Annotated in this window: 20 protein-coding genes; 11 read left to right on the top strand and 9 right to left on the bottom strand. The window is 64.3% G+C overall.

All coding sequences use genetic code 11. The annotated features are described in order from the left end of the window. Positions 1–29 precede the first annotated feature (29 nt). The gene (locus NFV80_RS15060) at positions 30–2,114 is read right to left on the bottom strand and encodes a DUF1631 family protein (RefSeq protein WP_295331565.1); all 2,085 of its coding nucleotides are present in this window, start codon (positions 2,112–2,114) and stop codon (positions 30–32) included. A 194-nt stretch (positions 2,115–2,308) separates the two neighbouring features. Between NFV80_RS15060 and NFV80_RS15055 the strand changes: the two genes are divergently transcribed. After that, positions 2,309–3,346, top strand: coding sequence for an aldo/keto reductase (locus NFV80_RS15055; protein WP_295331564.1), 1,038 nt, complete (start codon positions 2,309–2,311; stop codon positions 3,344–3,346). A gap of 12 nt (positions 3,347–3,358) precedes the next feature. On the opposite strand, the gene NFV80_RS15050 is transcribed toward NFV80_RS15055, so the two are convergent. After that, the gene (locus NFV80_RS15050) at positions 3,359–3,760 is read right to left on the bottom strand and encodes a hypothetical protein (protein WP_295331563.1); all 402 of its coding nucleotides are present in this window, start codon (positions 3,758–3,760) and stop codon (positions 3,359–3,361) included. 209 nt (positions 3,761–3,969) lie between these two features. Here NFV80_RS15050 and NFV80_RS15045 point away from each other — a divergent pair, with 209 nt between their 5' ends. The 8 genes from NFV80_RS15045 to NFV80_RS15010 all read left to right on the top strand — a co-directional run bounded on the left by NFV80_RS15045 (position 3,970) and on the right by NFV80_RS15010 (position 12,332). Continuing rightward, complete coding sequence (locus NFV80_RS15045) at positions 3,970–5,253, top strand: extracellular solute-binding protein (RefSeq protein WP_295331562.1); 1,284 nt, start codon at positions 3,970–3,972, stop codon at positions 5,251–5,253. Next, positions 5,250–5,993 (top strand): glycerophosphodiester phosphodiesterase, encoded by a 744-nt coding sequence (ugpQ, locus tag NFV80_RS15040; RefSeq protein WP_295331561.1) that lies wholly within the window; start codon positions 5,250–5,252, stop codon positions 5,991–5,993. Before NFV80_RS15045 ends, ugpQ begins: the two co-directional genes overlap by 4 nt. Before the next feature lie 137 nt (positions 5,994–6,130). After that, positions 6,131–8,746 carry an alanine--tRNA ligase gene (gene alaS / locus NFV80_RS15035; protein WP_295331560.1) on the top strand — a complete coding sequence of 872 codons (2,616 nt, stop codon included), beginning with the start codon at positions 6,131–6,133 and terminating at the stop codon, positions 8,744–8,746. A 28-nt stretch (positions 8,747–8,774) separates the two neighbouring features. Continuing rightward, complete coding sequence (locus NFV80_RS15030; RefSeq protein WP_295331558.1) at positions 8,775–9,809, top strand: low specificity L-threonine aldolase; 1,035 nt, start codon at positions 8,775–8,777, stop codon at positions 9,807–9,809. Next, on the top strand, positions 9,806–10,348 hold the full coding sequence (locus tag NFV80_RS15025; RefSeq protein ID WP_295331557.1) for an NUDIX domain-containing protein: 543 nt from the start codon (positions 9,806–9,808) through the stop codon (positions 10,346–10,348). Before NFV80_RS15030 ends, NFV80_RS15025 begins: the two co-directional genes overlap by 4 nt. After that, on the top strand, positions 10,336–10,680 hold the full coding sequence (locus tag NFV80_RS15020; RefSeq protein ID WP_295331556.1) for a DUF1622 domain-containing protein: 345 nt from the start codon (positions 10,336–10,338) through the stop codon (positions 10,678–10,680). Before NFV80_RS15025 ends, NFV80_RS15020 begins: the two co-directional genes overlap by 13 nt. A 304-nt stretch (positions 10,681–10,984) precedes the next feature. Further along, positions 10,985–12,016 (top strand): M4 family metallopeptidase, encoded by a 1,032-nt coding sequence (locus NFV80_RS15015; protein ID WP_295331555.1) that lies wholly within the window; start codon positions 10,985–10,987, stop codon positions 12,014–12,016. 28 nt (positions 12,017–12,044) lie between these two features. Beyond that, positions 12,045–12,332 carry a protealysin inhibitor emfourin gene (locus tag NFV80_RS15010; RefSeq protein WP_295331553.1) on the top strand — a complete coding sequence of 96 codons (288 nt, stop codon included), beginning with the start codon at positions 12,045–12,047 and terminating at the stop codon, positions 12,330–12,332. A gap of 41 nt (positions 12,333–12,373) precedes the next feature. Here NFV80_RS15010 and NFV80_RS15005 read toward each other — a convergent pair whose 3' ends face one another. The 7 genes from NFV80_RS15005 to NFV80_RS14975 form a co-directional block, all read right to left on the bottom strand. Further along, a complete protein-coding gene (locus NFV80_RS15005; protein WP_295331552.1) occupies positions 12,374–13,621 on the bottom strand; it encodes an EAL domain-containing protein in 1,248 nt (415 codons plus the stop codon). A 30-nt stretch (positions 13,622–13,651) separates the two neighbouring features. Then, positions 13,652–15,031 (bottom strand): phosphomannomutase/phosphoglucomutase, encoded by a 1,380-nt coding sequence (locus NFV80_RS15000; protein WP_295331551.1) that lies wholly within the window; start codon positions 15,029–15,031, stop codon positions 13,652–13,654. Between the two features lies 1 nt (position 15,032). Then, positions 15,033–15,992: a hydrolase gene (locus NFV80_RS14995; RefSeq protein WP_295331550.1), complete on the bottom strand. Its 960-nt coding sequence runs from the start codon at positions 15,990–15,992 to the stop codon at positions 15,033–15,035. Next, positions 15,989–16,429 carry a nuclear transport factor 2 family protein gene (locus NFV80_RS14990; RefSeq protein WP_295331549.1) on the bottom strand — a complete coding sequence of 147 codons (441 nt, stop codon included), beginning with the start codon at positions 16,427–16,429 and terminating at the stop codon, positions 15,989–15,991. Before NFV80_RS14990 ends, NFV80_RS14995 begins: the two co-directional genes overlap by 4 nt. After that, positions 16,426–17,442 carry a lipopolysaccharide heptosyltransferase II gene (waaF, locus tag NFV80_RS14985; RefSeq protein ID WP_295331548.1) on the bottom strand — a complete coding sequence of 339 codons (1,017 nt, stop codon included), beginning with the start codon at positions 17,440–17,442 and terminating at the stop codon, positions 16,426–16,428. The genes NFV80_RS14990 and waaF overlap by 4 nt, the downstream gene beginning before the upstream one ends. Before the next feature lie 98 nt (positions 17,443–17,540). Continuing rightward, positions 17,541–17,735, bottom strand: a complete 195-nt coding sequence (locus tag NFV80_RS14980) for a zinc-finger domain-containing protein (protein WP_295331547.1) — start codon at positions 17,733–17,735, stop codon at positions 17,541–17,543. 19 nt (positions 17,736–17,754) lie between these two features. Next, positions 17,755–18,675 (bottom strand): branched-chain amino acid transaminase, encoded by a 921-nt coding sequence (locus tag NFV80_RS14975; RefSeq protein ID WP_295331546.1) that lies wholly within the window; start codon positions 18,673–18,675, stop codon positions 17,755–17,757. Positions 18,676–18,779: 104 nt separating this feature from the next. On the opposite strand from NFV80_RS14975, the gene NFV80_RS14970 reads away from it, so the two are divergent. After that, on the top strand, positions 18,780–19,235 hold the full coding sequence (locus tag NFV80_RS14970; RefSeq protein ID WP_295331545.1) for an NUDIX hydrolase: 456 nt from the start codon (positions 18,780–18,782) through the stop codon (positions 19,233–19,235). After that, a complete protein-coding gene (locus NFV80_RS14965; protein WP_295331544.1) occupies positions 19,223–19,846 on the top strand; it encodes a hypothetical protein in 624 nt (207 codons plus the stop codon). Before NFV80_RS14970 ends, NFV80_RS14965 begins: the two co-directional genes overlap by 13 nt. Position 19,847 lies beyond the last annotated feature (1 nt).

The following is a 19,847-nucleotide window of genomic DNA, read 5'->3' as shown; positions in this document are numbered from 1 at the left end:
ACGGTGTCCGGCCGATTCCTCGCCATTGCTCAGCGCCGCTCGAGAAGACCGATCGCACGCTCGGCGGCCGCGTCGAAGAGCGCGACGCGTGAAGCGATCTGCGCCCGGCCAGAGCGTAGCTGATGGTCGAGTGCGGCGCGTGGCATGGCCAGGGCGTAGCCCCATTCCGGGTTGAAGAGCAGGACGGTTGCGGATGAAGGGCTCTGCCAGCAACAGAGACCGCACATCGGCGGCTGGTCGGAGACCCGGAAGCGCAGCCAGTCCCCTGCCTGCCACTCGGCGACGGGCTTCCGGTCCGAAGAACCGGTGATGGCCGGCATTCTCAGATAGCGAACCTGCTGGCCGTCCCGTTGCAGCAAGCATGCACCGCTCGATGGAGAGGGAATTCCGGATGGCTGCCGCCGATCGGCCGATGACCGCGGCGGCGCTGGCTGTCCGTGGCTGCGCAGGGCGCGTGTCTGCAGGTCGAACAGCGTGTTGAGAAAGGCGGTGCGCTCGCCGGCCGGAACACCGATTTCGTCCAGTCCGCTGCCGATCCGTCTGAGCAGTGACGACGCCAGGCTTGCCAGTCGTTTGCGCTCTTCGCCGGTTTCCTTTGGCTGCACGCTCCAGATCAGGTCGTCGCCGGTCGCGCTATCCCGCTGCCATCGCCCGCCCTGACTGCCACCATCCGCCGCGGCGGCAACCATCACCCGCAGCCAGTATGTTTCGAGAAACGCAACGATCTCCGGCAAATCGGTCTTCGCCACTCTGACGCGCAGCCAGTGCTCGGCGAGCTCGGTGGCGAACAGGCGTGCTTCATGCTGGACCACCAGTTGTACGTGCGTCGCAGTGGCTTGCTGGATCGCCCGGTCGCGCTCGGCGATCAAAGCTTCGAGTTCGGCCAGATGCGGATCAAGTGCGGCGCCACTCTCTTCCAGTGTGTGGCGGACGGCAACGGCGAGCCGACCGATCCGTTCGCACAGCGGATGCTGTGAGCCCGCATTGTGCGGCAGGCCAACGACCGCTCGCGCCATGCGGTTGATCAACCGGCGCGCGGGGTGCTGATCGTCGGCAAACAGCGAGGGATCGGCGATCGACAGCTTGAGCAAGGGGATCTGCAGACGGCCGATCGCTGCCTTGATCGCGTCGGGCAGCTCGGCCGAGTCGAAGATCGCCTCGAAGATCATCGCCATCGTGTCCAGCGTCACGGCTTCGTGTTTGCCCAGGGGCAGGTCGAGATCCCGGGCCTTCAGCGCACCCAGCGGCGATTTCGCCTCGATCCCGTTGCCGTTTCCGACCTCCCTGGCCTCGAGTGCGCTCAGGCGGTCGAACAGGTGATTGAGCATGATCAAGGCGGCTGCGTCGAGCGCCGGGTTGCCCGATTTGGTTCCGCCGGCGGCCGTGAACGGTAGTGGACTGGCGAGTTGATCGACGTCCATTCGTCGCTCGACCGCCTGTTGCAGGCTGGACAGTGCGTTCGCCGGAGGCCGGGGAGGCGACTGGCTTGCCGCTCGCTCCGGATTCGACCAGGCGGCGGAACTGATCGGCACACTTTGTCCCGGCGCCGGATCGATGCCGTAACTGGCCAACAGTCTGTCAATTTCCCCATACAGCCCGGGGAGCTCCGCAACCAGCCCCTGTTCGATCTTGGCGAGCAGTGCGAGCGTTTGTTCGAGGCGGATGCCGTGTCGGCTGATGGCCCACAGACCCGGACAGATCGCTTCGGGGCCGACCGGATTGCCGGCGGCACTCATCGTCGGGCGCGCGAGCAGGGTCATGTAGCGAAGTTGACTGCGCCACAGATTGCGGCCACCGGCCGGCAGCAGACGGCTGCCGATGCCGCGGACGCTGATGTCGAGTTCGAGCTCGTCGTCGCCCATCAGGGTCAGGCGCGAGGCAGTGAAGTCACTTTCCGACTCGCCGCTCTCGCTGGCCTTCGATGCTGCCGCCAGATGATCGTGCGCTTCGCCGACCTCGCGGCTAAATGCGCTTAGCGCCGCTGGATCTTCGACGCCCGACTGCTTCACGATTTCCCTGAGCCGGCGCTGAAACAGCTCCCTGCTGGCGCGCAAGACCTCGAAACGATCTACGCTTGCTCGCAGTGCTTGCGATGGACGGCTGCGATCAGACATGCTTTGCTGGTCAGGCGAGAGATCCCAATTGGTGTATCGTATCCGCCGCTTGCGCGGACCATCGGCGGTTCGCGGATTGCTGTCGGCATTATAGACGAGGAAGCTGGAAGTCTTACAATGGCTGTATCGGCTTGCGCTGCGGTGGGCGCGAGCCGGTCTTGGCAGTGGCCGCCGTTTGCTGATGGAGAGGAAGCATGAAAACGACACGGCTTGGCGACAGCGCACTGCAGGTATCGCAGATCTGCCTCGGAACGATGACCTTCGGGCAGCAGAACAGCGAGGCCGAAGCGCATACCCAGCTCGATCGCGCATTTGCGGCAGGAGTGAATTTCATCGATACGGCGGAGATGTATCCGGTGCCGCCGCGCGCGGACACCTGTGGCCGAAGCGAGAAGATCGTCGGCAAGTGGCTGGCCGGACAGGAGCGTACGCGGGTGATCCTGGCGACCAAGGCAAGTGGTCCGTCACGCGGGCTGCACTGGATCCGTGGCGGCAGGCTGGACTTCGATCTTGCCAGCTTGCGCTCTGCGGTCGAAGGATCATTGCGGCGCCTGCGTACCGACTACATTGATCTGTATCAGTTGCACTGGCCGGCACGCAACCAACCGATGTTTGGGCAGTGGCAATTCGATCCGGCGAAGGAACGCCAGGGAACGGCCATCCTGGACATGCTCGAAGCGCTGTCCGCCCTGGTGCGCGCCGGAAAAATCCGCCATTTCGGCCTGTCGAACGAATATCCCTGGGGCGTCATGGAGTTTGTTCGTCTGGCCCGCGAGCACGGTCTGCCGCGCCCGGTTTCGCTGCAAAACGCGTACAGTCTGCTCAATCGGGTCTTCGAGTACGGCCTGGCGGAGGTCTGCCACCGCGAAGGCGTGAGCCTGCTGCCCTATTCCCCATTGGCTTTCGGCACGCTCTCGGGCAAGTATCTTGCCGACCCCCGGGCGGCCGGCCGGATCAACGAGTTTGCCGGCTTCGGTCAGCGCTACGCGAAAGCCAACGTCGCTCCGGCTGTCACCGCCTACGTCGAACTGGCACGCCGTCATGGTCTGACGCCAAGCCAGCTGGCGCTGGCTTTCGTCTATTCGCGCTGGTTCGTCAGCAGCACGATCATCGGTGCCACGAGCATGGAACAACTCGAAGAAAACCTCGGCGCCGTGACCGTGCAGCTGCCGCCGGCACTGCTGGCCGATATCGATGCGCTGCATGTGCGATATTCGAATCCCGCACCGTGAGTTTCCGCGAGCCTAGTTCTTCTCGGGCGATTTCGGTTGCGCTGCGCCTTCGGCGGCAGTTTCCGCGGCAGGCGGCGGTTGCTTCCTCTTGCTGCCCGGCGGCTGCGGTGGCGGCAACTGCGGTTCGACCGTTTCCAGCTTGTTCTCGCGCATGTAGACGTCCATGTCGCGCCATCCATCGTAGATCGCCGACTTCGGCAACCACGAATAGATCGAGTAACAGTCCTCGATTGCACGGCCCGACTGCCGGCAGGCGCCGCCGACCGCCTTGCCGTCCGCTTCGAGGCGAGCCAGCTTGACCGCCGGTGCCTCGAGCCCCAGTTTCTGCTGGACGACATCGCAGCCGCTCAGGCCGAACAGCAGCGAACTGACCTTCAGGAGGTTGCGGAGCGAGCGGGGCGCTTGGTCGAGCACGACGTTCTCCGGGCGAAGGGGAGGAGAGAGGCACATTGTAACCATTGCCGGGCGACGACGGGCAGTCTCCGCAGCGCGCGAACCGGGGGCCGGGCGGCGATTGGTCGGGATGGCGGACCGAGGACACTCGCGGTTGTCGCGGCGCGCCGATTGATCGATTGCTTGCGGCTGCCACTATAATCGCGGCTTTGCCACCACAAAGGATTGCCATGCGCTTACTCAAGATTCTCCCGGCTGCGCTGCTGCTTGCCTTCGCCACTCCCTTTTCGTCCTCGACCGTCGCGGCGGCGGTGACCGAGATCGAACTTTCGCATCAGCTCGACGAGGATCGCGCCGAGCGACTCGAAAAGCTGGTCGAACGCTTCAACGCGCGGCAGAAGGATTACCAGGTGAAGGTCGTGCGCCGGGTGCAGGGCGACCCACCCAAGGACCTCAATCTGGTCACCCGCGAGGAGCAGGCACGTTTCGTGGCCGCGAAAGCCGCCTTCAAGCCGTTGCACCAGGTGATGAAGGAAGCCAACGTCCCGTTCGATGGCGCCAAGCTGGCGCCGGAGCTGCGCGTCGGCCTGAGCGATGCGCAAGGGAATCTCTACGCGCTGCCGATCGGTCTGTCCACTCCGGTGTTGTTCATTAACAAGGGCGCTTTCCGCAAGGCGGGTCTGGATCCGGAAAAACCCCCGAAAACCTGGGCGGAAGCGCAGAAAGCGGCCGACAAGCTGTCCGACTCCGGCAGCACCTGCCCCTATACCACCTCGTGGCCGGCGTGGGTGCATATCGACAACCTGAGCGCGTGGAATGGCGTCGAGGTGGCGGATGCCAAGGGCCATCTGAACTTCAACGGCCTCGTCCAGGTGAAGCACACGGCGATGTTGACCACCTGGGCGAAGGCCAGATTCTTCCTCTATTTCGGTCGCCGCGACGAAGCGGACAATCGTTTTGCTGCGGGGGAATGCGCGATGTTGACCAGCTCCTCCTCGCTCTACGGTCCGCTGCATGAAAACCGCAAGATCGAGACCGGGGTTTCTGCGCTGCCGTATCACGATGACGTTCCGGGCACACCGCAGCAGACGCTCGCCGGCGGCTATTCGCTGTGGGTCGGTGCCGGCCAGAAGCCGGTCGAGTACAAGGGGGTCGCGCAATTCGTCAGTTTCCTGATGGAACCCGATCTGCAGGTCGAACTCAGCGCCGCGGCCGGCTTCCTGCCGATGACCGCGGCGGCGCGCGCGGCCGCCGGCAGCAAGCTGTTGCAAGCCGATGCCGCCGGGCTCAAGGTCGCCTATGCGCAGTTGCAGGGCCCGAATGCGCTGCGCGCGCTGCGCGTTTCCGATATCGAGAAGGTGCGACTGGTCACAGAAGAAGAACTGGAAGCTGCCTGGGCGGGCAAGAAGGCTCCCAAACAGGCGCTGGATGATGCCGTGCAACGGGGCAACCTGATTCTGGCGGCGAAGCCGGAAGCGCAGACGAAGGGCAAGGCACAAACGCCGAAGAAATGATTCGTCCGCGCCTCGGCTGGCGCGTGCCGCGCGTCTTCGCGCACCGTTGCGGCGGTGCGCTGGCGCCGGAAAACACTTTGGCCGGGCTGCACGTCGCCGCGCGATTGGGCCTGCGTGCGGTCGAGTTCGACGTCATGCTGTCGGCCGATGGGTCGCCGTGGTTGATGCACGACGAGACGCTCGAGCGCACGACGAACGGATCGGGCTCGATGTGCGAGACGCACGACACCGACTTGCGCCAGCTCGACGCTGGCGCTCATCGGCATCCGGCGTTCACTGGCGAACCGGTGCCGACGCTGGCGGCGGCAGCGCGGGTGTGTCGGGAGCTGGGTCTCTCGGCCAATGTCGAAATCAAGCCGGCAGCAGGCTTCGAGGCGCGCACCGGCGAGATCGTCGGCCGCAGCGTACTTGCCCTGTGGGCCGGCGCCGAACTGCCGCTGGTTTCCTCGTTCTCGGAGACGGCACTCGCCGCCGCCCGCGCCGCCGCCCCCGACCTTCCGCTCGGTAGCCTGTGGGAATGCCCGCCAGCCGATTGGCCGGCACGTGTCGACGCTCTCGGAGCTTGCACCCTGCATTGTGCCGCAACCTTCCTCGACGACGATCTGCTGAACGAGGCACGCGAGCACGCGATTCCGGTGCTCTGCTATACGGTCGACGAACCGCTGACCGCGGCTCAACTTTTTCGGCGCGGAGTCGCAGGGGTGTTCAGCGATCGTATCGATCGCATCATCGACCGCTAGTCTCGTCTGCCCGACCGATCCTTGGTCGTTGCCTGTTGACACGTTTCTCGCGAAGGGGAGATTGCCCGGGTCGTGAAGCGGACTTTCAAGTTAGAATCGCGGCTCCTTGAACGAGCCCATGGGCGGGATGGAGCACGATGAAAAGCGCTGAAATTCGCGAGAAGTTCCTGAAGTTTTTCGAGGCGAAGGGCCACCGCATCGTCCCCTCGAGCTCGCTGGTGCCGCAAGCCGACCCGACGCTGCTGTTCACCAATGCCGGCATGAACCAGTTCAAGGATGTTTTCCTCGGTTTCGACAAGCGTCCGTACCTGCGCGCGACCACCGCGCAGAAGTGCGTGCGTGCCGGCGGCAAGCATAACGACCTGGAGAATGTCGGCTATACGGCGCGTCACCATACCTTTTTCGAAATGCTCGGCAACTTCTCGTTCGGTGATTACTTCAAGCTCGACGCGATTCGTTACGCATGGGAACTGCTGGTCGACGTCTATGGATTGCCTCCCGATCGCCTGTGGGTCACGGTCTATGCCGAGGACGACGAAGCGCATGATATCTGGACCCGCGAAATCGGGATGCCGGTGGAACGAGTGGTGCGCGTCGGTGACAACAAGGGCGCACGCTACGCTTCCGACAATTTCTGGATGATGGGGGATACGGGGCCCTGTGGTCCATGCACCGAGATTTTCTACGACCACGGCGAAGGAATTCCCGGCGGACCGCCCGGTTCGCCGGACGAAGACGGTGACCGATATATCGAAATCTGGAACAACGTCTTCATGCAGTTCAATCGCGACGAGTCAGGCGTCATGCACCCGCTGCCCAAGCCCTCGGTGGATACCGGCATGGGTCTGGAGCGCATGGCAGCCGTGCTGCAGCATGTGCACAGCAACTACGAAATCGACCTGTTCGCGCGCCTGATCGCCGCCGCCGCGCGCGAGACGGCTGCCAACGATCTCGACAGCCCATCACTGCGGGTGCTGGCTGATCACATTCGTGCCTGTTCCTTCCTGATTTCCGACGGCGTCATTCCGGGCAACGAGGGCCGGGGCTACGTCCTGCGGCGGATCATTCGGCGCGCCATCCGGCACGGCTACAAGCTCGGCGCCCGGGCGGCGTTCTTCCATCGCCTGGTGCCCGATCTGGTGGCCGAAATGGGCGCTGCCTACCCGGAGCTGGCGAGCAACGAGGCGCGCGTCACCGAGGTACTGCGACAGGAAGAGGTTCGTTTCTTCGAGACCATCGAGCACGGCATGAGCATCCTCGAAGACGAGCTCGCGGCCATGGGCGGCAAGGGCGTCTTCAATGGTCAAACGGCGTTCAAGCTGCACGACACCTTCGGGTTTCCGCTCGATTTGACGGCCGATGTCTGCCGTGAGCGCGGCGTCCGTGTGGACGTCGCCGCCTTTGACGCCGCGATGGCGCAGCAGAAGGAGCAGGCGCGTGCCGCCGGCAAGTTCAGGATGGCGGCGGCGCTCGACTACAGCGGGCCGGCGACTGCCTTTCACGGTTACCAACTGCTCGAATTCAGAGGCAGGGTGCTGGCGCTGTATCGCGACGGCAGTCCGGTCGATGAGCTTGCGGAAGGCGACGTCGGCGTCGTCGTTCTCGACGAAACGCCGTTCTACGCCGAATCCGGTGGTCAGGTCGGCGATCGGGGGACTCTCCAGAGCGGGCAAGCCATTTTTGCCGTCGAGGATACGCAGAAAATTCAGGCGAGCGTCTTCGGCCACCAGGGCGTCGTCCGGACTGGTGTATTGCGCGCCGGCGATGGCGTTGCCGCCAGCGTGGACGTGCTGGCGAGAGCCCGCACCGTGCGCAACCATTCGGCGACGCACCTGATGCACAAGGCGCTGCGCGAGGTGCTGGGCGACCACGTACAGCAGAAGGGCTCGCTGGTGGATGCCGAAAAGACGCGTTTCGACTTCGCACATACCGCGCCGATGACGGCGGACGAGATTCGGCGCGTCGAGATCCGGGTCAACCACGAGATTCTTGCCAACGTTGCGACGGAGGCGCGCATCATGCCGATCGAGGACGCGCGGCGATCGGGCGCGATGATGCTCTTCGGCGAAAAATACGGCGATGAAGTGCGCGTGCTCACCATTGGCTCATCGAAGGAGCTTTGCGGCGGTGTTCACGTCCGGCGGACTGGCGATATCGGCCTGTTCAAGGTCATTGCCGAGACCGGGATCGCTGCCGGCGTTCGGCGCATCGAGGCGGTGACTGGCGATCGGGCACTGGAATTGGTGCAGCAGCAGCAAGTGACTCTCGCAGATGTGGCGTCGGCTTTCAAGGCTCCGGTCGGCGAACTGCCGGCGAAGCTCGCGCAGGTGCTCGACAACGTGCGTTCGCTCGAGAAGGAACTGGCGCGTCTCAAGGCGAAACTGGCGTCGGCACAAGGCGACGATCTCCTGGCGCAGGCGGTAGAGGTCAAGGGCGCCCGAGTCCTCGCCGCGGTGATGGAAGGCGCCGACGTCAACGCGTTGCGTTCGACGATCGACAAGCTGCGCGACAAGCTGCAGAGCGCCGCCGTCGTCCTCGCCTCGACCAGCGACGGCAAGGTCACGCTGATCGCTGGCGTTACCGCCAACCTTACTGGCAGGGTAAAGGCTGGTGAACTGGTAAATATGGTGGCGCAGCAGATCGGCGGCAGGGGCGGCGGCCGGCCCGACATGGCGCAGGGCGGCGGGAACGATCCGGTCAGGCTGCCGGGGGCGCTGGCCGCCGTGCCGAACTGGGTCGGGCAGCGGCTGTGATCGCCAGAAGCGGCGATCGGCGTCCGTGATGCAACATTTCGCCAGCGACAACTACGCCGGTATCTGCCCGGAAGCTTTGCGGGCACTGTTGGCGGCCAACGACGGCCATGTCCGCTCGTATGGCGACGACGAGTGGACGCTGCGCGTCGCCGACCGCCTGCGCGAACTGTTCGAGACCGACTGCGACGTTTATTTCGTGTTCAATGGCACGGCCGCCAATTCGCTGGCGCTGGCGGCGCTCTGCCAGCCCTACCACAGCGTCGTCTGCCACCAGTTGGCGCATGTCGACACGGACGAATGCGGTGCCCCGCAGTTTTTCTCCAATGGCGCCAAGCTGCTGCCGGTAGCTGGCGAACAGGGCAAGCTGACGCCGGCGTCGATCGTCGAAGTGGTGACCCGGCGCACTGACATCCACTATCCCAAGGCGAAGGTGGTGACCTTGACGCAGGCCAGCGAAGTCGGCACGGTCTACCGTCCCGACGAACTGCGCGCGATCGCCGAGACGGCGCGCGATCATGGCCTGCGCGTGCATATGGATGGGGCGCGCTTCGCCAATGCCGTCGCCGGCCTCGGGTTGAGTCCGGCCGAAGTAAGCTGGCGGGCAGGTGTCGATGTGCTGTGTTTCGGGGGCACCAAGATGGGATTGCCGGTCGGCGAGGCCGTGATTTTCTTCGACCGCGGATTGTCCGACGACTTTGCTTACCGCTGCAAGCAGGCGGGCCAACTGGCCTCGAAGATGCGCTTTCTCTCCGCGCCCTGGCTGGGAATCCTCGAAGACGGCGCCTGGCTGCGGCATGCGGCGCACGCCAACACGATGGCGCGGCGGCTGGCAGCCGGCCTGGCGGAGTCGACCGGGTTGCCGACGCTCTTCCCGGTGCAGGCGAACGGCGTTTTCGTGCGCCTGCCAAGCCGCGTCGAGGCGGGTTTGCGCGCTCGCGGCTGGCTTTTCTACAATTTCATCGCGGCCGGCGGTGCACGTTTCATGTGTGGCTGGGACACCACTCCCGAAACCGTCGATCGCCTGGTCGCGGATGTTCGCGAACTGGCCGCGGATCCGGCGTGAACGTCTGGCGTTTCTGTCCGCTGTGCGGTGCCGGCCTCGAACCACGCGACGTCGGCGGTCTGCCTCGGCTTCATTGCGTCGCCGATTGCGGATTCGTACATTGGGACAACCCGGCGCCAGTACTCGCCGCGCTCGTCGAGTACCGCGGCCGCATCCTGCTTGCGCGCAACCGGGCATGGGCAAGCGGCGCATTCGGGTTGATCACCGGCTTTCTCGAACGTGGCGAGGAACCGACGGCCGGGGTCGTACGCGAGGTCAGGGAAGAGCTGGGACTGGAAGTTTCGGCGCTCGCGCTGATCGGCGTCTACCCCTTTTCGCGCAAGCATGAAGTGATCATAGCCTATCACGTGCTTGCCGACGGCGCGATCCGCCTCAACGAAGAACTCGCCGAGTTCCGCCTGATTGCGCCGGAGAAGCTCAAAGCCTGGGATTTCGGGACCGGGCTCGCAGTCGGCGACTGGTTGGCCCGCCGCATGCCTCCTGGTCGCCCTGCTGAACCTGTCACGACTGAATCGTCGGCGATGCAATGGAAGAACTGATCAAGACGGCGACGCTCGAACTGGCGCAACTGATCGAAGGGATGGCTGCGGTAATCATCTGTCTGGCTTCACTCAGGGCGTTCGTGCAATTTGTCAGGGACAGTGCTTCGAAGCTCACCGGCCATGTCCCGCGCATGCGCATCCGGCTCGACCTTGGCAAGTCGTTGGCCCTGGCTCTGGAACTGCTGCTTGGTGCCGACATACTGAAGACGGCGATTGCACCGAGCTGGAACGACATCGGGCAGCTGGCCGCCATCGCTGCACTGCGTACGGCGCTGAACTATTTTCTCGAACGAGAACTCCGGAATTCGGAATCTCGCCCGGAATCCTGACTGTCGCGCCGGATGGCGCGCACGATCCCGGATCCCCGATGCAACTCTTCCGCTCGGCGCTCTGGCCGAGCGACGACTTCCCGCATAAGTAAAATCGCTTTGACAGGGGCACTCGTGGCCACTAGTTTTCAGTCGTCAGATCGTTTACCGGGTTTTGCGGCTGCGATTCGATTTCGTCCGGCAGTGCGCAGTGGCCGGCAACTCGGCGCCAAGGCATTCGGCGCCGGCAGAGTGCCAAGCTCGCGAGCTTGCGTGCCATCGCGTCGATTTCGTCCATCTCTCCCTTCTCTCCAAGGAGATCGCCATGGTTTGCCAATGCTTCATCATCCCGAAAGATGTTCTCGATCGATTCGCCAAGGACCTCGATCTGACGGAGTCGCAGCGCAAGGCGTTTGCCGACGCTGCCCAGTTCGAGAACGAATGGCGCAAGGTGCGCAGCGTACAGACCAGACTGTCGGCGGCAGCCCGCAACATGCTGGTCAGTGGCGCTCAGGCGGTGACGCCGCCGGCGGTGACCGTCTACAACTGCAACCACTCGACGACCTTGCCGGGGGCGCCGGTGGCGAATCCCGGGACATCCAGTGACATCACCGCGAAGACCGCGTTCGTCGAGACCAGGGCGGTTGCCGATTTCTATCAGACGCTGTTTGGTCGCAACTCGGTGGATGGTGCCGGCAAGACCCTGATGTCGTCGATCCACTTCGGCGTCAACTACAACAATGCCTTCTGGAACGGCAACCAGATGACCTATGGCGATGGCGACGGGAAGATCTTCGTCGATTTCACGCGCGCCGATGATGTCATCGGCCACGAGCTCACGCATGGAGTCACCCAGTTCAGTTCGCAACTGGCCTACAGCAACGAGGCTGGTGGGCTGAATGAAAGTATTTCCGATGTCTTCGGATCGATGTTTAGGCAGTGGCGCGCAAAACAGACGGTCGCTCAGGCCGACTGGTTGATTGGCAAGGAGATCATGGGTCCCGACGCGATTGCGAAGGGGTACACCTGCCTGCGCGACATGGCGAATCCGGCCGCCGCGCATTGCCTGGCGCCGCAGCCCACGCATTATTCGCAGTACAAGAACGGCATGGATCCGCATTACAGCAGCGGGATTCCCAACTTGGCGTTTTACAAGGCAGCGACCGCGATCGGCGGGAATAGCTGGGACAAGGCCGGAAAGATTTGGTACAAGGCCTTGACCGGATTTGCTCCGCAACCGAACATGAAAATGAAGACCTTTGCGAATCGCACTCGGACCTTGGCCAAGAGCATGTTTCCTGGCGATCGTGCTGTGCTGGCTGCCGTTAACGGCGCCTGGGTCGCCGTCGGCCTGTAATCCCGGGCGCACGGCGGAGCCGCACGATATGGAAGTACTCGTCGTCGAACGTATCGGCGGCTTGGCTGGCTTCGGCGGCCCCGGTGCGCGCATCCGGAGTCGCGGACAGGTCGCCTTGGCCAGCCTTTCCGAGGCAGATCGGCGCACCCTGGAAGCCTTGTTCAAGGCTGCGGGCAAGGTCGGCGTATCGGCGATGCGCGACGGATTCAGCTACCGCATCTCGCGTACCGGGAAGTCGGGCACGGAAACCATCGAGGTGCCCGAAGAACATCTGCCCGCGGCGATCACGGGTTGCGTCACGGACGAGTTGCTCTGATCCGCAACCGCAGCATTCTGCCGACGGGCGCTGACCGACGCCTAATCGCCGTCGCCGTTCAACCAGCGCAGTGCCATGCTCAGCGCGATGTTCAGGTCTTGTCGGTCGAGGGCCAGGGAGGGTGGCAGTACCGCGAGCAGCCGGTCGCAGCCCGTGGCGTCGTCGTTGTCGAAGCATTGCAACAGCGCCAGCAGTTTCCCCAACAGCCCATCGTATTGGCATAGCGCCGAGCGCACTTCGCTATCGACTGCGATCTGTTCGAGAATTTCCTCGATCGGCAGTCCAAGCGCGACCGGCATCATCGACAGGATGCCGGTGAGGAAAGCGAGTTCAGCGAGATTGCGATGAGATCCGGGCGGTCCGGCCTCGAGCAGCAGTTCCATCATGCGTCCGCGCAGGGCGGCCACTTGCAGCAGTGGCGAGCAGGCGGGGTCGGCGGCGCCGTGAGCGGGGGCGAAGAGGAGCAGTGACAACCAGCGTCGCAACTGCCGCCTGCCAAACAGCGTGATGGCGTGGCGCAAGGAGGTCACGGGTTGCGAGAGACGGCTGCCACGGTGCCCTACCGAGTTCACGATGCGCAGCAGATTGAGCGTCAGGGCTGGCTCGTGCTTGAAGGCGTCTTCGATTACCGGCGTCTCTACGTCGCGTTCGACGAGATCGAGCACGCGGATCAGGGCCAATTGTGACGCGGAAAGACGGCGACCACTGACGATTTCGCCCTGCGCAAAGTAGCGCCCCTGGAAAAGCTCGAAGCCGAGCTGGCAGCAGCGCTGCAGCTGCTCATGGCTGTCGACATCCTGGGCCAACAGTCGTACCGGCAACTTGCGCAAGGAACCGGCAAGATTGCGGAGTTCGTCTTCGTCGGCTGCACCAACGCGGATCTTGATTACCTCGACCATTGGCAGCAGCGGGCGGCTGCGCGGGTCGATCCCGCGGTAGTCGGTGAGTGCGAGTGCGTAGCCGCGGTCGCGCAAGCGGTCGCAACGCTTCAGCATCGCCTGGTTCGGCGGTTCGTCGACAAGGAGTTCGAGAACGACGCCAGTCGGCGGCAGCAGCTCGATCGCGTCCTGCTGCAGAAAATCGGTATCGATGCCGAGGAACGCGCGGCGATGGCCGAGTGCGCTTTGCATGCCGAGCTCGCCGTAGGTGGCGCACAGGGCAGCGGCGGCATTGCTTTCCGGGAGTTCTTCGCTGCCGCGGAACGACAGCCGGTAGCCGGCGAGCGCCTGCTCGCGATCGAGGATCGGTTGCCGGAACAGGAAAGCCGTTGGACGGGCCGGTTCACTCATGGCGAGCAAGCATTCGCGTGTGCAGTGGCGTCAGAAGGGAAGCGCCAGGTCGGGGCGCGCTGCGCGCAGAACGCGGCGAAAATCCGCCTGGATGCGTTCGAGCGCACCGCTGCTGTCGGCTTCGAACCGCAGCACGACCACTGGCGTGGTGTTCGACGGACGAGCCAGGCCGAAGCCGTCCGCGTACTCGACGCGCAAACCGTCGATCGTGATGATTTCGCGTGCACCCTCGAAGCGCGCGTTCCTCTGCAGTTCGTCGATCAGCGCGCTGGGCTCGCCTTCGCGCATCGCGATGTTCAGTTCGGGCGTCGAGCTGCTGTCCGGCAGCGCTTTCAACACCGCGTTGGCGTCGCGCGCGCGGGAAAGAATTTCGAGCAGGCGGGCAGCCGCGTAGAGACCATCGTCAAAGCCGAACCAGCGTTCCTTGAAAAACACGTGACCGCTCATTTCTCCAGCCAGTGGCGCACCGGTTTCCCTGAGCTTGGCCTTGACCAGCGCGTGGCCGGTCTTCCACATCAGCGGTTCGCCACCATGCTCGCGAATCCACGGTGCCAGTCGGCGAGTACACTTGACGTCGTAGATGATCTGCTGTCCGGGACAGCGGGCGAGGACGTCGGCGGCAAAGAGCATGAGCTGACGATCCGGATAGATGATTTCTCCGTCCTTGGTGACCACCCCGAGCCGGTCGCCGTCGCCGTCGAAGGCGAGCCCGATTTCGGCGTCGGTGCTGTGCAGAAGCCGGATGACATCCTGCAGGTTTTCGGGGCGCGATGGATCCGGATGGTGGTGGGGGAAATTGCCGTCCACCTCGCAGAACAGTTCGACCAGTTCGCAACCCAGCGCAGTGAAGAGCTGCGGCGCGATGCTGCCGGCGACGCCGTTGCCGCAGTCGACGACGAGTTTCAGCGGCCGCGTCAGGCGGACGTCGCCAGTGATGCGCGCGAGATAAGCGGGCCGGACGTCGGCGCTGCTCGCCTGGCCGGCGCCCTGACAAAGCTGGCCGGCATCGACTCGCTGCCGGATTCCCTGAATCGCATCGCCGGCCAGCGTCTCGCCGCCGATCACCATCTTCAGCCCGTTGTAGTCCGGCGGATTGTGACTGCCGGTGACTGCCACGCAGCTTTGGCAGCCGAGTTCGTGGGCAGCAAAGTACACCACCGGCGTCGGCACGCAACCGACGTCCACCGTGTCGATGCCGGCCATGCGGATTCCGTCGCTCAACGCCGCCGCCAGCTCGGGTCCCGACAGGCGGCCGTCCCGACCGACGGCAATCGCCCGCTGGCCACGTTCCACTGCCAGCGATCCAAGTCCGTGGCCGATGCGGCGGACGACATCGGCGGTCAGGGTGCGGCCGACGATGCCGCGAATGTCGTAGGCCTTGAAGATTTCACGGGGCAGGGGAGCGATCATGTCAGACCTCGTACCGAAAGTAGTTGAGGATGCGTTGCGGCAGCCAGTCGAGTCGCCCCGGCAGGCTGCCCGTGACGAAACCGACGTGGCCACCCTGGCGCGGCAGTTCGAGCCGCACACTGGGCGCCACCTGCGACGGTGTGGGAAGCGCGTGTGCCGGCAGGAACGGATCGTTCTGGGCATTGATCAGCAGCGTTGGCAGCCGGATGCTCATCAACCACGGCTTGCTCGATGCACGTAGCCAGTAATCGTCGGCGCCAGCGAAGCCGTGCAGTGGCGCCGTCACGACATCGTCGAATTCCCAGAGATTGCTTGCTACCGACATCCGCTGCTCGTCGAACAGGCCGGGGTAGCGATGCAGCTTTTCGGCGGCACTGCGCTTCAGGGTGCGCAGGAAGTGGCGAGTGTAGATGCGGTTGAACCCCCGCGCCAGATGGTGGCCGCAGGCGGCGAGGTCGAGCGGTGCACTGACCGCGGCGGCCGCCCGGAGAACGTCGGCGGCGCCAGCAGCACGTTCCCCGAGCCACTTGAGCAGTGCGTTGCCGCCGAGCGAAACACCTACGGCGTAGCGCGGACGATCCGGGTGCAGCTCTTGCAGCCGGCGCAAAATCCAGTCGATCTCGTCGCTGTCGCCGGAATGGTAGGCGCGAGGCAGGCGATTGCCTTCTCCCGAACAACCGCGAAAGTTCACCACCACACCGATCCAGCCGAGTGGCGTCGCGGCACGCAGCAGGCTGACCGCGTAATGACTGTTGGAACTGCCTTCGAGTCCGTGAAAGAGCACCAGCAACGGTCGCTGGGAGGCGTCTGGCGCCGGGCTCCAGTCGAGGTCGATGAAATCCCCGTCCGGGGTGTCCCAGCGCTCGCGGTGATAAGGCAGCGGATCGGGCCGGATCAGCAGCGGGTAGATGGTCTGGGCGTGGCCGCCGGGCAGCCAGCGCGGCGCACGGTACGCGGTCAATGCAGCGTCCGCGGAGTGCGTGCGCCATTTTCCTCGCCCGTGGCCGATTCGCGGTCGGCCGCGCTCGACGAGTGATGTGCGAGCAGTCGCCAGCCGCTGGCGCCGCGCAGGAAGACGTTGGTCGCCAGCATCGGTCCGTGTGGCTTGCGCTCGTCGCCGACGTAGAGCGTTTCGACGACGTTGTGCACGGAGAGCAGCATCCCGTTCCAGCGTACGCCACGCGACAGGCGAACCATCAGGCGCGGGTTGTTGGCGAAAATGCTGCGCCAGCTTTCGCGGATCGCGTCGGCACCGGTCAGGCGCTGGCCGGTCGGGTGGATACAGACGATTTCCTCGTCGTCGGCCCAGACGCTCATCAGGGCAGTGAGGTCGGCGCGGGCGATCGCCTCGTAGAAGGCCGCTTCGACATCCTCGGGAGTGGCGAAAATGACGATCATGCGCGAGCCTTGGCGAGGCAGGCGTCGAGGACGCGCTGCGGGTCGAGCTTGTTCATGCAATCGAAATGCCTCAGCGGGCACTCGCGCTGGAAACAGGGACTGCATTCGAGCGCCAGACTGACGATCGTCGCTTGCGCCGACAAGGGAGGGGTGAATTCGGGTGACGACGATCCGTAGACGGCAATCAGCGGTCGGCCGAGCGCGGCAGCGACGTGCATCAGACCGGAATCGTTGCAGACGACCAGCGTCGCTGCGGCCAGCAGGTCGATGGCCTGGGTCAGCGACGTGCTGCCGCACAGATTGCGTGGCGGGCCGGCCGGATCAGCCTGGTCGACGATCTGCTGGCCAACCGCTCGATCCTTTGCTGAACCGAGCAGCCAGACCGCGTAGCCCAGACTTGCCAGCGAATTGGCCAGTGCCGCGAAGTGCCGCGACGGCCAGCGCTTGGCGGGTCCGTACTCGGCACCGGGGCAGAAGACTGCCAGTTTGTCGGGGAAGTCGACGCCGAGCGCGGCGACTGCGGCCGCCCGTTGTGCGCTGCTGGAACTCAGACGAGGTGGCGGAAGTGGTCTCGGCAGCGGTGCGCCGGGTTCCTCGGCGAGTTGCGCGAAGCGTTCGGCCATTTGCGGCAGCAGCGCCTTGTTCAGTGTGTGGCGACGGTTGATCAGTCCGTAACGCTTTTCTCCGATGAATCCGATGCGCTCGGGAATGTCGGCAAAAAACGGGATCAGCGCCGACTTGAGCGAATTCGGCAGAACGTAGGCGCGTCGATAACCACCTTCCGCCAGTCGGCGGGCGATTCGGTGGCGCGCTTTCAGTGACAGCTCGCCGTGCGCGAAAGGACTTTCGATCACCTCGGCAATCTCCGGCATGCGTTCGAGCACCGGTGCGACCCAGCCCGGTGCCAGTGCGTCGAGCTGCAGGCCGGGAGTGTGCTCGTGCAGGCGGATGAACAGCGCCTGGGCCAGCACAGTGTCGCCGATCCAGGACGGCGCGACGATGAGTGCCTTCATGCTGGGCGGCTCGGATCTGGTGACGGAATCTACCGCACGGCCGATCTTCTCTGTTGCCCCGCTCGTTCCCTGCGCGGCCGGCTTGGCGCAGCCGGCAATCAGTGCTGTCCCTTGGGTAGTTCGCCCTTGAGCACATAGTGGGCGCTGCAATAGGGGCACACTGCCTCGCCGCTGTGCGCAATGTCCAGGAAGATACGTGGATGCCTGGCCCACAGCGGGGCATCCTTGGTCGGGCAGTGCAAGGGCAGGTCCTCTGCGGTGACCTCGATCGGGTTCTGGGTCTTCTGAGACATGTTGGCAACCTTGCAAAGTTCAGACGTAGGCGAGCCAGTCCGCATGCCCCGCGACGCGGCCGTTTACGCAGTCGAAGAACAGACTCTGGATTCTGGTAGTGATCGGGCCGCGCTGGCCCGTACCGATCTGGCGATTGTCGAGTTCGCGAATGGGTGTCACCTCGGCAGCGGTCCCGGTGAAGAAAGCCTCGTCGGCGCAATAGACCTCGTCACGAGTAATCCGCTTCTCGATCACCGGTATGCCCAGTTCGTCGGCAAGCTGGAGGACGGAATCGCGCGTGATTCCTTCGAGGCAGGAAGTCAGATCCGGGGTATATAGCTTGCCCTTCTTCACGATGAATACGTTCTCGCCGGCTCCTTCCGCGACGTACCCATCAACATCGAGCAGGAGTGCCTCGTCGTAACCGTCGTGCGCGACTTCCTGGTGGGCCAGGATCGAGTTGGTGTAGGTGCCGACGGACTTCGATCGGCACATGTTCACATTCACGTGATGGCGAGTGAACGACGAGGTCTTGACGCGGATGCCTTTTTCCATGCCTTCGGCGCCGAGGTAGGCGCCCCATGGCCAGGCGGCGATGGCGACGTGTGTGCTGACTGAAGTGGCGGCGATGCCCATTGCCTCGGATCCATAGAAGACGATCGGCCGGATGTAGCACGATTCGAGCTGGTTGGCGCGCACCACTTCCTTTTGCGCTTCCATCAGCGCTTCCTTCTCGTACGGCATCTTCATCTGGAAGATGTATGCCGAGTTGAAGAGCCGGTCGGTATGCTCGGCGAGACGAAAAATGGCGGTGCCCTGTTCGGCTTTGTAGGCGCGGATTCCCTCGAAAACACCCATGCCGTAATGCAGCGTGTGGGTCAGGACGTGGGTCGTCGCGTGGCGCCAGGGCACCAGCTTGCCATCGTACCAGATGAAGCCATCGCGATCCGCCATGGACATGGTCTTCTCTCCCTTTGCTGGAAACCAGAAGCCAAAATTCTAGCCGATTTCGCCCCCCGGTTGGCGGTAAAATGGCGCCATTGCCACCCCGCAAAGCCTTTGCCATGGTCTGGAAACCCAACGTCACGGTCGCTTCGGTGCTCGAACGCGATGGTCGGTTCCTGCTCGTCGAGGAAGCAACCGAATATGGCATTTGCTACAATCAGCCGGCTGGCCATCTGGAGTGCGGCGAGTCGCTGATTGCCGCCGTGATTCGCGAGACTCTTGAGGAAACGGCCTGTACGCTGCTGCCACAATACCTGGTCGGGATCTACAACTACCGCAACGAGGCACGTGACGTGACCTACCTGCGCTTCGCTTTCGGCGGCGAGATTACCGCCCACGATCCGGGACGGACGCTCGACGAGGGCATCCTGGCCGCACACTGGCTGACGCTCGACGAAATACGGGCGGTGCAGGCGCGGCATCGCAGTTCGCTGGTTCTGCGCTGCATCGAGGACTGGCTGGCTGGTCGGCGTTATCCGCTGGAGCTCTTGCGACACTGCGCATGCGCTGGCTGAGCTTCCTGATTCTGGGCGGCCTGGCGTCGGCCGCCATGGCAGATTCGGCCGATTCGGTCAGGGTCTGCTACAACTACGGTTGTCTGGTCGAGCAGGAAGTCCACTACAGCGACAGCCAACTGACGCAGTTGCGTGACCTCATCGGTATCGCGCGCAACGCCGAGGAGGAGCGGGAGCGGCTGTCGCTGGCGATTGGCCAGTTGCTTGCCTGGGCTGGCGAGCAGTCGCCGATCTCGGCGGACCGCGGCGGGAACTTTGCCGACGACGGCGTGTACGGGCGGATGGACTGCATCGATCACTCGACGACGACGACTCTCCTGCTGCAACTGCTCGCAGATCACGGCTGGCTGCACTTCCACCGGGTCGCGGAGCCCGCATGGCGCGTGCGCTATCTGTTCGAGTTGCACTATTCGGCGCAGATCGAGGAGCTTGCAGCGCCGACGGCGGACGGCGGCGAACCGGCGCGCTTTGTCGTCGATAGCTGGTTTCGCGACAATGGCCGCCCGGCGGCCGTGCTGCCGCTGGCCAACTGGCTGGATGGCGAAGGCCAGGTGGAGAGCGGGAGTGGCAGGGCGACCGGCGGCGGATTTGCCCGTGGCTCGCCACGCTAGC

The organism is Accumulibacter sp., assembly GCF_023806565.1.
In the GTDB taxonomy this organism is placed as follows: Bacteria; Pseudomonadota; Gammaproteobacteria; order Burkholderiales; family Rhodocyclaceae; genus Accumulibacter.
The sequence above is the reverse complement of the archived record's forward strand: the minus strand, read 5'-3'. Positions and strand labels throughout refer to the sequence as shown.

What these genes read in the sequence shown, in the direction of transcription:
- NFV80_RS15060 (WP_295331565.1), bottom strand. Translation starts at nt 2,114, where the DNA reads ATGTCTGATCGCAGCCGTCCATCGCAAGCACTGCGAGCAAGCGTAGAT.
- NFV80_RS15055 (WP_295331564.1), top strand. Translation starts at nt 2,309, where the DNA reads ATGAAAACGACACGGCTTGGCGACAGCGCACTGCAGGTATCGCAGATC.
- NFV80_RS15045 (WP_295331562.1), top strand. Translation starts at nt 3,970, where the DNA reads ATGCGCTTACTCAAGATTCTCCCGGCTGCGCTGCTGCTTGCCTTCGCC.
- ugpQ (WP_295331561.1), top strand. Translation starts at nt 5,250, where the DNA reads ATGATTCGTCCGCGCCTCGGCTGGCGCGTGCCGCGCGTCTTCGCGCAC.
- alaS (WP_295331560.1), top strand. Translation starts at nt 6,131, where the DNA reads ATGAAAAGCGCTGAAATTCGCGAGAAGTTCCTGAAGTTTTTCGAGGCG.
- NFV80_RS15030 (WP_295331558.1), top strand. Translation starts at nt 8,775, where the DNA reads ATGCAACATTTCGCCAGCGACAACTACGCCGGTATCTGCCCGGAAGCT.
- NFV80_RS15020 (WP_295331556.1), top strand. Translation starts at nt 10,336, where the DNA reads ATGGAAGAACTGATCAAGACGGCGACGCTCGAACTGGCGCAACTGATC.
- NFV80_RS15015 (WP_295331555.1), top strand. Translation starts at nt 10,985, where the DNA reads ATGGTTTGCCAATGCTTCATCATCCCGAAAGATGTTCTCGATCGATTC.
- NFV80_RS15010 (WP_295331553.1), top strand. Translation starts at nt 12,045, where the DNA reads ATGGAAGTACTCGTCGTCGAACGTATCGGCGGCTTGGCTGGCTTCGGC.
- NFV80_RS15005 (WP_295331552.1), bottom strand. Translation starts at nt 13,621, where the DNA reads ATGAGTGAACCGGCCCGTCCAACGGCTTTCCTGTTCCGGCAACCGATC.
- NFV80_RS15000 (WP_295331551.1), bottom strand. Translation starts at nt 15,031, where the DNA reads ATGATCGCTCCCCTGCCCCGTGAAATCTTCAAGGCCTACGACATTCGC.
- NFV80_RS14990 (WP_295331549.1), bottom strand. Translation starts at nt 16,429, where the DNA reads ATGATCGTCATTTTCGCCACTCCCGAGGATGTCGAAGCGGCCTTCTAC.
- waaF (WP_295331548.1), bottom strand. Translation starts at nt 17,442, where the DNA reads ATGAAGGCACTCATCGTCGCGCCGTCCTGGATCGGCGACACTGTGCTG.
- NFV80_RS14980 (WP_295331547.1), bottom strand. Translation starts at nt 17,735, where the DNA reads ATGTCTCAGAAGACCCAGAACCCGATCGAGGTCACCGCAGAGGACCTG.
- NFV80_RS14975 (WP_295331546.1), bottom strand. Translation starts at nt 18,675, where the DNA reads ATGTCCATGGCGGATCGCGATGGCTTCATCTGGTACGATGGCAAGCTG.
- NFV80_RS14970 (WP_295331545.1), top strand. Translation starts at nt 18,780, where the DNA reads ATGGTCTGGAAACCCAACGTCACGGTCGCTTCGGTGCTCGAACGCGAT.
- NFV80_RS14965 (WP_295331544.1), top strand. Translation starts at nt 19,223, where the DNA reads ATGCGCTGGCTGAGCTTCCTGATTCTGGGCGGCCTGGCGTCGGCCGCC.